Source organism: Actinacidiphila sp. DG2A-62, from assembly GCF_035825295.1.
Taxonomy (GTDB): Bacteria; Actinomycetota; Actinomycetes; order Streptomycetales; family Streptomycetaceae; genus Actinacidiphila.
The window spans coordinates 6,673,431-6,686,399 of record NZ_JAYMGI010000002.1; the positions used below are offsets into that span (position 1 = coordinate 6,673,431).

Annotated in this window: 7 protein-coding genes and 2 pseudogenes; all 9 read left to right on the top strand. The window is 78.7% G+C overall.

The window, feature by feature from the left end:
- The first annotated feature begins 52 nt into the window (after window positions 1–52).
- The 9 genes and pseudogenes from VSR01_RS30030 (at window position 53) to VSR01_RS30070 (ending at window position 12,930) form a co-directional block, all read left to right on the top strand.
- Window positions 53–346, top strand: a complete 294-nt coding sequence (locus VSR01_RS30030) for a DUF503 domain-containing protein (RefSeq protein ID WP_326452172.1) — start codon at window positions 53–55, stop codon at window positions 344–346.
- A 95-nt stretch (window positions 347–441) separates the two neighbouring features.
- Window positions 442–1,032 carry a 30S ribosome-binding factor RbfA gene (rbfA, locus tag VSR01_RS30035; RefSeq protein ID WP_326452173.1) on the top strand — a complete coding sequence of 197 codons (591 nt, stop codon included), beginning with the start codon at window positions 442–444 and terminating at the stop codon, window positions 1,030–1,032.
- A complete protein-coding gene (gene truB, locus VSR01_RS30040) occupies window positions 1,029–1,943 on the top strand; it encodes a tRNA pseudouridine(55) synthase TruB (RefSeq protein ID WP_326452174.1) in 915 nt (304 codons plus the stop codon). The genes rbfA and truB overlap by 4 nt, the downstream gene beginning before the upstream one ends.
- Window positions 1,944–5,080: 3,137 nt before the next feature.
- A pseudogene (locus VSR01_RS30045) lies at window positions 5,081–5,692 on the top strand (serine protease); the annotation flags it as partial.
- A gap of 532 nt (window positions 5,693–6,224) precedes the next feature.
- Window positions 6,225–7,916, top strand: a complete 1,692-nt coding sequence (locus tag VSR01_RS30050; RefSeq protein ID WP_326452175.1) for a hypothetical protein — start codon at window positions 6,225–6,227, stop codon at window positions 7,914–7,916.
- Between the two features lie 282 nt (window positions 7,917–8,198).
- Window positions 8,199–9,146, top strand: a pseudogene (locus tag VSR01_RS30055) (PEP/pyruvate-binding domain-containing protein); the annotation flags it as partial.
- Window positions 9,147–9,201: 55 nt separating this feature from the next.
- On the top strand, window positions 9,202–10,980 hold the full coding sequence (locus tag VSR01_RS30060; protein ID WP_326452176.1) for a PEP-utilizing enzyme: 1,779 nt from the start codon (window positions 9,202–9,204) through the stop codon (window positions 10,978–10,980).
- On the top strand, window positions 10,977–11,903 hold the full coding sequence (locus VSR01_RS30065) for a hypothetical protein (RefSeq protein WP_326452177.1): 927 nt from the start codon (window positions 10,977–10,979) through the stop codon (window positions 11,901–11,903). Before VSR01_RS30060 ends, VSR01_RS30065 begins: the two co-directional genes overlap by 4 nt.
- Before the next feature lie 295 nt (window positions 11,904–12,198).
- A complete protein-coding gene (locus VSR01_RS30070; RefSeq protein ID WP_326452178.1) occupies window positions 12,199–12,930 on the top strand; it encodes a phosphatase domain-containing putative toxin in 732 nt (243 codons plus the stop codon).
- Window positions 12,931–12,969: the final 39 nt, after the last annotated feature.

Here is a 12,969-nt window from a genome sequence, read left to right on the forward strand (position 1 = left end):
TGGGTGGAAATCCCGTCGATCGGCCCCGGCCGTCGCCTGTACCGTCGTACCCATGTATGCGGGCACTGCGCGTTTCGACCTGCTCCTGGGGGACGTACGGTCATTGAAGGAGAAGCGGTCGGTGATCCGGCCGATCGTGGCCGAGCTGCACCGCAAGTTCGCGGTCAGCGCGGCCGAGACCGGGGAGCAGGACCTCTACCGGCGGGCCGAGATCGGCCTCGCGGTGGTGTCCGGGGACCTCGGGCACGTGAAGGACGTGCTGGACCGGTGCGAGCGGTGGATGGTCGCCCGTCCCGAGGTGGACCTGCTGTCGGCCAGGCAGCGCATCCACGGGGACGACGACTGACCGCCGGCCGCGACGGCCGGCGGCGTGGCCGGGCGCACCGGGGGATACCGGGCGCACCGGTCGCGCCGACAGATCGACTGAGAGAGAAGAAGACGATGACCGACACCGCGCGGGCGCGAAAGCTGGCTGACCGCATCCGGGTCGTGGTCGCGGAGACGCTGCAGCGCCGCATCAAGGACCCGCGGCTCGGCTACGTGACGATCACCGACACCCGGGTGACCGGCGACCTGCGGGAGGCGACGGTCTTCTACACGGTCTACGGCGACGACGAGGAGCGCGCCGCCTCGGCCGCCGCGCTGGAGAGCGCCAAGGGCGTGCTCCGCTCGGAGGTCGGGCGGCAGACCGGCGTGCGCTTCACGCCGACGCTGGCCTTCGTCGCCGACGCCCTGCCCGACAACGCCCGCACCATCGACGACCTGCTCGCCAAGGCCCGCGCAGCCGACGAGGAGGTCCGCAAGACCGCGACGGACGCGCAGTACGCGGGCGACGCCGATCCGTACCGCAAGCCGGCCGCGGACGACGAGGACGCCCTGGACGACGAGGACGGCGGGGACGCCGCCGACGCCGCCGACGTTGGGGACGCGGGGGACGCCGACGACGGCGGGGAGGGGGCGCGGGGCGAGGAGGGCGCCGGGGCCGGTTCCGGGTCCGCGTCCCGCGAAGAGGGCGGTTCCGCACAGGCATGAGCCGCCGTACGGACGGCCGGACGCGGCAGGTCAGCGCGTCCGGCCTGGTGATCGTGGACAAGCCCGGCGGACTGACCTCGCACGGCGTGGTGGCGCGGATGCGGCGGCTGGCCGGAACCCGGCGGGTCGGCCACGCCGGCACGCTGGACCCGATGGCCACCGGCGTCCTGGTGATCGGCGTCGAGAAGGCCACCCGGCTGCTCGGTCACCTCGCCCTCACCGAGAAGGAGTACGAGGCGACCATCCGGCTCGGCCAGAGCACCGTCACCGACGACGCCGAGGGCGAGGTGACCGCCACCGCCCCGGCGACGGACGTCACCCGGGAGGCCGTGGACGCCGGCGTCGCCGCCCTCACCGGCCCGATCCAGCAGGTGCCGTCCAAGGTCAGCGCGATCAAGGTGAACGGCGTGCGGTCCTACACCCGGGTACGGGAGGGCGAGCAGTTCGAGCTGGCCGCCCGGCCGGTGACCGTGCACTCCTTCACCGTCGCCGGACTGCGCAGGCCGCGGGACCCGGCCGGGGTGCTCGATCTCGACGTGACGGTGGTCTGCTCCTCCGGCACCTACATCAGGGCGCTCGCCCGCGACCTCGGCGCCGCGCTCGGCACCGGCGGCCACCTCACCGCGCTCCGGCGCACCCGGGTCGGCCCGTACCGGGTCGAGGCCGCGCGCACGCTGGAGCAGTTGGAGGAGTCCTACGCGGTCCTGCCCATCGAGGAGGCCGCCGCGGCCGCCTTCCCCCGCTGGGACGTCGACGCGGACCAGGCACGGCTGCTCGGCCACGGCGTACGGATCGCCGCGCCCCCGCTGGCCGCCGGCCCGCACGCGACCTTCGGCCCGGACGGCCGCTTCCTCGCACTGGTGGAGGAGAAGGACGGGCAGGCGCGGATCGTGGCGGGCTTCGCGCAGTGAGCGGGGCGCGGCGGGCTTCGCGCGTGGGCCTTCGCGCGGTCACCTCGCGCGGGGTGACGCCGCGGGTCCTGGTCCGTTCGCGGGGGTGCGGCCGGGCCGCGCCGCGGTGACGGCGCGGTCCGGCCGCCGTGCGGCGCGGTCGCCTGTCCCCTGAACGGCCCGCGCCGCACGCATCGTTGGCCCCGGGCCTCCCCGGGGTCGTCTCCCGCCCGTCCCGGCCCGCCTCCTCACATGGTTCGTCCGGCTCCTCCGGCCCCCGACCAGTGCTTCCTATCCATTCCGCACCCGGAAATCACCCGGTCGGACGGGCGCTCGGAGTGAACCGGGGGAGCGCAGGGGGGCGCGTTCGCACCGCGATCTAGGCGGGAGATCATCTCCGTCCTACCGTCGAAGCGGGATGAAACGGGGCGCTTCCGTATGAGCGGGGGCAGTTCGGGGGAGGTGCCGTGATGACGGCACGCCGGAGCGCGACGGGGCGCGAGGCCCCGCAGGCCGGGTGCGGTGCGCCGCGCCCGGGACAGCGCGGCGCACACTGGGCGGCACCGCCCGCGGCAGGGACGGCGGGAGCGTCGGTCGTGCCCGCGGCAGGGGCGCCGGGAGCGTCGGTCGTGCCCGCGGCTGACGCGTCGATGGCACTGTCGGCTGACTGGCCGGCCGACTCGCCTACCGACTCGTCGGTCGGCCGGTGTGCCGGCGGGGCCTGCGGAGGCCGGTGGGCGGACGTGCCGGGACGCCCGGCAAGCGATCGGCCCGCCGATCCGTCGGCCTACTCGCCGGCTGACCCGCGGGCGGGCGGGAATCCCGCCCGGTGGGCGGACGCGCCGGGCTGCCCGCTGGCTGACCCGCTTGCCGACCTGTCGGCTGACTCGCCGGTCGGCCGGTGTGCTGGCGTGGCCGGTGGGGCCTGCGGAGGCCGGTGGGCGGACGTGCCGGGACGCCCGGCGGGCGATCCGTCGGCCGTTCCGTCAGCCGACCCGCCGGCTGATCCGCCGGCCGACTCGCCGGTCTCTCTGTCAGCCGACCCACTCGCCGACTCGTCGGCCGACCCGCGGGCGGGCGGGGATTCCGGCCGGTGGGGGCAGGTGCCGGGGCGTCCGCCGGGGGACGCGGCGGGCGACGTGCGCGCGGGGCAGGGCGGGCGCCGGGGCGGGCACGGGGCGGGGGACTCCGTCGCCGCAGCGTCCGCGGGGCGCCGCGTGGTTGCGCAGGGAAGCCGCCGGGCGGGCGACGCGCGGAACGCTGACGCGCTGATGCGCGTCTGCGACCTGGCCGGCCGCCCCCGAGGCACCGGCTTCATGGCCGACGCGGCCGGCACGATGATCACCAGCCACGAGGCCGTCGACGGCCTGGCCCGGCTGGTCCTGCACGCCCCCGGCGGCCAGGTCTGCCTGGTCGAGGCGGCGGCCGTCACCCCGCTGCCCGAGACCGGGCTCGCGCTGGTCGCCACCGAGGGCCTCGACGTGCCGCCGCTGCCGATCGCCCCCGAGCCTGCCGCCGCCGCGGGTACGACCGGCCCCCGGCGGCGGGTACGGCTGCGGCTGCCGCACCCCGCACAGGGAGCCATCGTCGGCGCCACCGCGGCCACGTACACCGCGACCGACCGCTTCCACCTGCTGGACGAGGTCTACGAGATCGCGGTCGACGGCGCCGCGCCGGGCGGCCCGCCCGGAGTGCCCCCGCAGGCGTCCGGCGCGCCGGTGACCGACATCGAGACCGGCGCGGTGCTGGGCGTGGTGGTCTCGGCCCTGGCCCTGCACTCCGGCCACCGCGCCGGCGGGTTCGCGCTGCCGCTGCGCGCCCCCGGCGGCGTGCCCGCGCCCCTGGCCGCCCTGCTCGCGCGCAACGCGGCCACCGTCCCCGCGCACGGCCCGCACCTCAACCTCGCCGGGGCGCTGCAGCTCACCGCCACGTCCGTGGGCGCGGCGGCGGGAGCGGCGAGCCGGTGCGAACCCGTCGAACGGCCCGAGATCGCCGAGGCGGTACGGGACTTCCTGGCCGCGCCCGGACCGTGTCCGCCGCTGGTCCTCGGCCTGGTGGGGGAGCCCGGCACCGGCCGCAGCACCGAGCTGGCCAGGATCGCCGCACGCCGCGCCCACGGCGCCGAACCGGCCCCCACACTGTGGCTGCGCGGCGCCGACCTGCGGCCCGGCGACGGCGGCGTCAAGGACGCCGCCGAGCGCGCGCTGCGCACCGCCGCCCGCATCGTGCACGCCGCCACGGCCCGCCCGGCTCCGGGCGAGCCGCCGTACGCCTCGCCCGACGCGGTGGCCGGCGTGGCCCACGCCGCCGGGCGCCCCCTGCTCGTGCTGCTCGACGCGCCCGAGGAGATGCCGCCCGCACTGGCCCACGCGCTCGGCGACTGGTGCGCCGGCACGGCCCGCTGGCTCCGCGCGGGAACCGTGCGGCTGGTCGTCGCCTGCCGGCCCGAGTTCTGGGAACAGGCCGGCGCGCTCCTGCCGCCGCCGCTGCTCCACCTCCCGCGCGACGCCCGCAGCCCCGGGCCGGGCGCGCGCCTGCGCGACCTCCCGCCCTGCCTGCCCATCGGCGACCTCCCAGCGCCCCAGGCCGCCCGTGCCCGCGCCCGCTACGCGCTCCCCCCGGGCACGCCGGCCACGCCCGACGCGGCCCACCCCCTGACGCTGCGTCTGCTGTCCGAGGTCTACGCGGCCTTTCCAGCGACCCCGCTCCCAGGACCCGCGCCCGACGCCGCGCCCCAAGGCCCGCCGACTGCCGGCGGCCACTCCGGCACGGGGACCGGCCCCGTTTCCGGCCCGGCCCCCGGCGCGGACCGGGACGCGACTTCCGTGCCGGGCACGCGGGGACGCGCGGGCGCGGGGCCGGGCGCGGGGCCGGGTTCTTGGCTGGGCTCGGGGCCGGGCGGTAAGGCGGGCGGTGTGCCTCCTGCGCGGCAGACGGATGCGCACGGGCGCCCGGACGCGTGCGCGGGCCTCGGCGGGGCGGCTCTCGCGGCCGGGACGGACGCTCGTGCGGGAGCGGAGCGCGGCCCGGCCCCGGGCCCGGCGGTCGCGGGCGGCGGTCGCGGACCCGCTTCGGGCACGGGCTCGGGCGGCGCGCGGGCGGGGACGGTTTCCGCAGCGGCAAGGACGGTTTCCGCAGCGGGTGCGGGACGGGCGGCGGACTCCGGAGGCGCGCCCGGCCGGGGCGAGGTCTTCTCGGCGTGGCTGGACCTGGTGTGCCTGCGGATCGCCGTGCGACTGGCGGTCGGCGCCGAGCCCGCCGTCGTGGGGACGGCGCTGCGGCGGCTGGCGGTCCGCGTCGCCGGCCAGGTGCACGAAGCGGCGCGGCGCTGCCTGGGCCCGGGCCAGGGCGAGCTGGACCGGGAGGCGTTCGAGGACCTGTTCCCGTGGCGCACCGGGTGGGCCTCCGCGGTGCTCGCCGAGGGGCTGCTGGCGCCGGCGGGAGCCGGGTACCGATTCGTCCACGAGGAGTTCGGCGACTGGCTGCAGGCCCTCCACCTGGACCTGGACGCGGCGCTGCACGCGCTGGTCCACCGCTGGTTCGCGCCGCCCGCCGGGCCGGCCGAGGCCCCCGTGCGCCTTCCGTCGCGCCCGGCCGCACGCGCCGCCGCGTCGCCGCCGGTGCCGCCCGCGCCGGCGGTCGCGCCGCTGCTGCCGCGTTCCCTGCCGGTGCCGCGGCACCGCGCCGGCCCGGTCGTCCAGGCGCTTCTGCTCGCGACGCCGGCCGCGCGCGCCGCCCACCTGGAACGGCTCGTCCAGGTCCTGGACCGCCACACCCCGCCGCCCACGCGGGTGGTCCCCGCACCGCCGTCCGCGGAACCGCCCCCGGACGACCTGGACACGGACACCGTGCCCAACCCCCGCAGGCAGCGCGCCGCCCGGCCCGACCGGGCGGGCTGGCTCGGCGCGCTGCCGGGCGCGGGGACGTCCGCCGACGCCTCCTGGCGGCCGGCTCCCGAGTCGGCCCCTGGGCCGACCCCCGGGCCGGCCCCGAGTCGGCTCCAAAGCGTGCCGCGTTCGCCGCGGCCACGGCCGGGGGTCCGGGCGTGACGCGCGAGGTGGCCGGCGCCCCGGGCGGGGAAGGGGACGCGGTCGCCGGCCCGGTCGCCGGCCCGTCGCCGGCGCGGTCGTCGTCGCTCGGGGTTCGGGACCCGGGTCGGCGCAGGGGCCGTCGGCGCCGGGTGCGGACACGAACCCGGCCGCGCCGGCACGCTCGGGCCCGGACCCGTACCGCCTGACGCTCGGGCTCGGCGCACGCCGCGCGGACGCCGTCTGGTGGGCCACCCACCTGCTGCGCGAGGCGGTGCTGCGCGCGCCGGACGCGGCGCCGTACCGCGACCTGCTCCGGGACCTCGCGGGCCGCGTGGTCGTCCGCGCCGTGGAAGCGGGCGGGTTCAGCGCCACCGGGCTCGGCGGGCTCGGCGGTTTCGGGCCGTGGTTCTGGCGCGCCCTCCCGCTGCCGCTGCCGGAGCGCCTCGAACTCCTCCGCGTCCTGCTCCCGGCCGACCCGCCCTTCGTCCGCCCCGGGCCCCGCCAGGACCCGGACGGCGGCGGGGACGGCACGGCGACCGGCGGACGTATCGCCACCGGCGGACGTACGGCGACCGGCGGACCTGGCGCGGGCGGCCCCACGGCGGTCCCCGACCCCGGCACGGGCAGCGCCGCCGGCACCCCAGGCAGCCCGCGGGCGGAACGCTTCCTGGACGCCGCCGCCGAACTCCTCGGCGAGGACCCCGCGCGGGCCTTCCCCGCCGTCTGCGGGTGGTTCCACGACGACCGTCCGCTCCAGGCCACCGGCCCCGGCGCGCCCGGCGCCCGCGGCGCGAACTCCCGCGCCGGGGACTCCCGTACGGGCGGTCCCGGTCGGATCACGGTCGCGGACGCGGCGCAGGCGCTGCTGCACACCCACCGCGGCCTCGGTGCGGACGACCTCGCCGAGGCCCTGGTCGCAGCCGGCCATCCCCGCGCGGACGAGGTGCTGGAGGCGCTGGCCGAGGACGAGACCTCCGCGATGTGCCGGGCGGTCGACCGCTGGGCCCACGACGCGCGGCCGGACCGCCATGCCGCGGCAGCCGCGTACGGCAGGCGGGTCGCGCCCCGCGTCCGATCCGAGCCCGACCGCGAGCTGCTGCGGTACGCCGCGCTCGCCCTCCTGGCCAGGACCGGCGACGCCGCGGTGCACGGCGCCGCGCTCGGGCTGCTGGTCCGCGACCCCGTGACGCGGTCCCACCACCTGCCCGCCGCGCTACGGCACTTCACCGCCTTCGGCGCGGCGAGCGGGTCCGCGAGCGAGGGAGGCGCCGCGGACGTCGGCTGCGGCCTGGACCCCGGCGCGTTGACGCCCGCGCTCGACAGCCACCCGGAGCCCGTGCTCGCCGCGTTCGCCACGGTGCTGCGGGCCGCCGACGAGGCCGTGGCGGACGCGGTGCTCGCCGAACTCGCCGTGCCCGACCCCCCGTCCGTCGCCCGCCGCACCGCCGCGCTCGTACGGGACCACCTGCGGCAGCGGCCGGAGCACGCCGCGGCCGTCGCGCGCCACCTGGACCTGCGACTCGAACAAGGGCCCGCGGCCCGCGCGGTGCTGCTCCCCCTGACCGCGGAGCTGCTGCGCGACCACCCCGCGTCCGTACGGCGGGTGCTGGCGCCGGTGTTCGCCGCGCCCGGCACGCGTCGGTCCCGGCCGCTGCGCCAGGAACTGCTGGAAACCGTGCTGGAGTCCGAGCGCGACCACGCCGTCCTCGACGCGCTGCTCACCGCGGCGGCGGACGGCGCCCGCCGCAGGCACCCGCTCCTCACCCGCGACCTCGTGCACCGGCTCGGCCTGCTGATGGGCCGCACCCCGGAGGGTGCCGCCCGATTCGACCGGGGCATCGTCCGACTCGTGGCGTCCAGGCCGGAGTTCGCCGCACAGGTCCGCCGATGGCTCGCGGACGGCGGCAGCTGGGACGCGCTCATCGGCCCGAGCGCCCGCCGCCGCATCGACGCCGTCGCGTGAGGCCCACCGCCGGGCGACCGCGACATGACGGGCGGCGACGCCGCGTGAGATCCGGTGACGCGGCGTGGCGGAAATCCGCCTGACGAGCCGTCGATCCACTCGCGCTCGCCGAACCGGACGCGGCACTCTGGTGACGCCGGAAGGTCTCGGGGGTGAAGGAGCGTTATACGGAGGGGCCGTCCGGTTGGGGCGCGCACGGTGCGATCCACCGCCCGCTCCCCGCGGCCAGGGGACGCCGACCGGGCGTCCGGTACGGACGGCGTTCGCGAGAAGGAGCGCGCGATGGAGTCCGAGCCTTTTACGCCTGACACGCCTGACACGCCCTACGCGGCCTACGGGGCCTACACGTTCACGGCCCTGCGGCTGGACGACCCGGTCGCCCGCGAGCCCGCGCTCACCGGGGCGAAAGCGGCCAACCTCGCCCGCGCCGCCGCACGCGGCCTCCCGGTGCTCCCCGGATTCGTCGTCCTCGCCTCCCCACCGGGCGACGGCCCGGACGCCGACGCGGACTCGCGCCTGGCCGCCGACGCGGGCCCCGGCTCGGACTCCCACACGGTCGCGGGCTCCCCTCCCGGTCGCGATGCCGGCGCCGCGTCCGGACCGGGCGGGCCCGCCGCGGGGTTCGGCGCACTGCAGGCGCTGTGGCGGGAGTTGGCCGGGCCCACGGGCGACCGGCCGCTGGTCGTCCGCTCCTCCTCGGCGCACGAGGACACCGCGGAGTCGTCCATGGCGGGCCGTTTCGCGTCCGTCCTCGACGTACGCGGCTGGGACGCCTTCACCGCGGCCGTCGCCCGGGTCCTGCGATCCGCGGAGGCCGTCGCCCTGCCGACCGTGCCCCGCGCGCGCCGCCCCGAACCGGCCGCCGCCGCGGCCCGCACGTCCGTAGCGCCGAGCGGCCCCGGGGCGCGGGACGCTCCGGCGCACGGCATGGCCGTCCTCGTCCAGCCGATGCTGCGCGCCGCGGCGGGCGGTGTGATGTTCGGCGCGGACCCGGTGCAGGGCCGCTACGACCGCATCCTCGTCAGCGCCGTCACCGGCGGCCCCGACAAGCTGGTCGACGGCAGCACCCAGGGCGTCCGCTACCAGCTGACCCGCCGCGGCCGCGTGCGCGACATCGAGCCCGGCCTGCCGCGCCACGAGCGACCGCTCGGCCGGCGGCGGCTGGCGCGGCTCGCCCGGCTGGCCCGCCGCACCGAGAAGGTCTACGGCGCGCCGCAGGACGTCGAGTTCGGCTTCGACGGCGAGGGCCGGCTGTGGCTGTTCCAGGCCCAAGCCGATCACCGCGATGGCGGCCAGGCCCGCGCGCGGCGCCCGGCTGCTGGGCCCGGGCCCGGTCGCCGAGACGCTGCCGGGCGTGCTGCAGCCGCTGGAGGAGGATCTGTGGCTGGCCCCGATGGACAAGGGGCTCGCGCTCGCCTTGGACATCGCGGGCGCCGCGCCGCGCCGCCAGTTGCGCCGGCTGCCGGTCGTCCGGGCCGTCGGCGGGCGCGCCGCCGCCGACCTGCGCCTGCTCGGCGCGGTGCCGCCCGCCCACCCGGTGCTGGCCTTCGTCAACCCCGCGCCCGGTGCCCGCCGCGCCGCCGCGGCCTGGCGGGTCGGCCGGCTGCGGGCGGCGCTGCCGCTGCTGGCCCGCGACCTGATGGCCGACGTCGACCGGCAGTTGCACGACCTGGCCGCACCGCACGACCTGCTCGGCGGCGAACTCCTCGACGCCATCGCCTGGGGCCGTACCGTCCTGGTCTCGCTGCACGCGCAGGAGTCGCTGGCCGGCACGCTGCTCGACGCGTCCGGCGGCGGCCCCGGCCGCGCCGACGCCGGGCACGTCGGCGCGGACCACGTCGGCGCGGACCACGGCACCACCGCGGCCGGCGAGGCGCTGGCCGTGCTCGCCGAGGGCCGGGCGGCCGGCCACGGCGACGAGGAGCTGATCGCCCAGCACCCGGTGCTGCTCACCCTGCTGCCGCCGACGCTCGGCGCCCGCCCGCACCTGCCGGCCCGGGTCGGCTGGAACGGCGTGCCGCGCGGCGTCGGCTTCCTGTCGGTGCGTGAGGGGCTGCGGCTGCGCATCCGCTGGGTGCAGGAGATGCAGGCGGCGATGGTCGCCGAGGTCGGCGCGCGGATGGACAGCCGCTGCCGGGCGGGCGAGCGGCGCAAGATCGCGCTGCTGCGCTGGCACGAGGTGACGGCGACGGGCACCGGAGGCGACCGGCCCGCCGACCTCGCCGAGCGCTCGCCGCGGCCCGAGACGCCGCCGCTGCCCGCGGCCTTCCGGCTCGCCGACGGGCAGCCGGTCGCGGTGCCGCTCCGCCGTGAGCCCGGGGTCGTGGGGCGACTCCTCGGGGGGCGGGTCGGCGGGTGGCTCGCAAACCGGCTGGGTGGGTGGCTGGGTGATCGGCTCGGCGGCCGGCTCGGCGGGCGACTCGGCGCCGGGCTCGGCGGCAGGTCCGCCGGGCGGCTCGGCGGCGGGTCGGCCGGGCGGCTCGGCGGAGGGTCCTCGGGGCAGGGCGCGGGCGGCGGACAGGGCAGCGGCACCGCCTGGGACGGCGTGGACGTGCCGCCGGCGCGGCCGGTGCTCGTCGTACGGTCCCTCGACCCGGCACTGGCACCGCTGTTGCCCGAGCTGTCCGGGCTGGTCGCCGAGACCGGCAGCGTGCTGTCGCACATGGCCGTACTGGCCAGGGAGTACCGCGTGCCGACGGTGGTCGGCGTGCCCGACGCGGTCCACCGCTTCCCGCCCGGCACCACGCTGACGCTGGACGGCGGCACCGGGGCGATCACCGTCGAGCAGGCCCGGGACGCGGACGGAGCCGGACCCGACGCCGCCGACGAGCGGTCCGCGCCTGCGGCCGGGCGCGACGGGCGCGGCGGGGCGGGCTCGGGACGCGGCGAGGCGGGCCCCGGGCCCGCAGACGCCCGCGCCGAGTACGCCGACGCTGGTCCCAGGCACGGCGCTACGGGCGGCGGGGGACAAGACGGGCGTTCCGAGCGCGGGGACCTGCCGACCGGGGAGCGCGGCGCACCGGCCGGCGACGTGGCCGGAGCGCACAAGGGGGCGGCGGCGTGAAGTACGTGAGCTATCTCTTCGGCGGACTGTCGACCATCGCCGCCGCCGTCTACCTGGTGATCTATCTCTACCGCTGGGAATGGCAGCGCGCGGTGATCTGCGGCGTGCTGCTGCTGGCCGTCGAGGGCTTCCTGGTCTGCGTGCTGCTGCTGGGCCGCATGGGCCGGCTGGAACGCCGGATCGCCGACGCCGACACCCGCGTGGAGGAGGTCAAACGCCGCCTGGAGCACAGCCGTGAGCAGTCCGCCGGGCACCCCTTCCGCTGGCTCGGCGCAGACGGCGGCGGTGGCGGAGGCGTCGACGGCGGCGGCCGGACGTATGTCTTCGTGCCGATCCTGATGGTGACCGGGGCCGCCCTGTCGGGGATCGCCTGGGTGATCCAGCGGATCGCCGCGGTCACCGTCAGGCCGGGTGCGGAACGCCGGCTGGCCGGCCGGCTCGCTCCCCTGGCCGCGCCCGCGGGCGGCATCCGCAGCGGGTCGTTCCAGGCGGGGGACCGTCCGGCGGTGCCGCCGGCCCGGCCGTTGCGGGTGCTGCTCGCGGGGGTCGGGTCGGCCGCCGCGGTCGCGCTGCTGGTGTTCGGGGTGTCCACGCTCGCCGACGCCACCGAGACCCGCGAGGAAGCCAGGCCCGACGCCGCCGCGACCACCGTCGTCTTCGAGGTCGAGGTGCACGGCACCTCCAGCGACACCGCGCGCGAGCTGGCCGCCCGCGACCTCTGGGAGCAGTGCCGCCGCGCGACGTCCACCGAGAACCCGGGCGCGGGCCTGAGCCGGCTGACCCCGGGCGTCTACGCCGGCGTCATCCGGCCCGCGCTGAGCGACCACGACGTGATGCGGCTGCGCGGCTGCCTGTCCGACGCCGTCGCGAACCGCGCCACCGCGAAAGTCCTCGGCGACGGCCAGGCGGCCCGCCCGCACTGACCGCGCCCGAGCCCGCTCCGGCCGTCGGCAGCCTGCCACCGCAGGCGGCGCGCGGCGGCGCGCTCCTGGGCTCATGACCGGGCCGCGCGTCCGTGCGACCGGGCTCCGTGCTGGCCCGGCGTCCGTGCGGCCGGGCGGCCGGCGGCCGGGCTCCGGGCGCCTGGCCTCCGGGCTGCCCGTGGCCTCCGCGCGGGCGCCGGCGGACGAACCGCCCGCCGCGGGACGCACGGTAGCCTTCAGGGACGGACCCGCCCTCGCAGAGGACCGCGTCCCCGTCCCCGAGTCCACCCAGGCGGTGACCCACACCGTGTCCCAGTCCCTGACGCCTCCGACCGACGCCGCGCCCGCGCTGCCCGGGGCGGGATCCCGGCTGCCGGGGCGCGCACTGGCCCGCCGGGTGGCCAAGATCCTGCTCGGCTGCCTCGTCGGCTACGGCGTGCTGTGGGCCTGCTCGGCCGGCGGCATGCTCGCGCTGTCCGCGTGGGCCCGGCACGACGCCTCCAGCAGCAGGCGCACCTCGGCGGGCATCAACCACTTCCTGCGCGTCGACGCCAAGGTGTGGCGCGGCTCCGCGCCCGGCGCCGACGGGTACCGCGAACTCGCCGCCGAGGGCGTGCGGACGGTCGTCGACCTGCGCGCGGAGAACCTGTCGGCCGCGGAGCTGCGACTGCCGGCCGCCGCGGGCCTGCACGCCGTACGGCTGCCGATCCGCGACGGGCAGACGCCCACCGAGGCGCAGGTCGACCGCTTCATCCGGATCGTCCACGACTCCGACGGCCCGGTCTTCGTGCACTGCGGTGCGGGCGTCGGGCGCACCGGGGCGATGACCGCCGCGTATCTCGTCCGCACCGGGCAGGCCACCGCCCGCCAGGCCGCCGTGCGCACCGTCGCCGTCGGGCCGCCGTCCATCGAGCAGGTCTACTACGTGCTCAACGTCTCGCGCGGCGACAGCGACCAGCCGCCGGACTGGGTGCGCGGCATCAGCCGGCTGCTGGACGCGCCCCGCAGGATCAAGGCGTCCCTGTGACGCCGCGGCCCGTCCGCCTCGCTCCGCCTGTGACCAGCG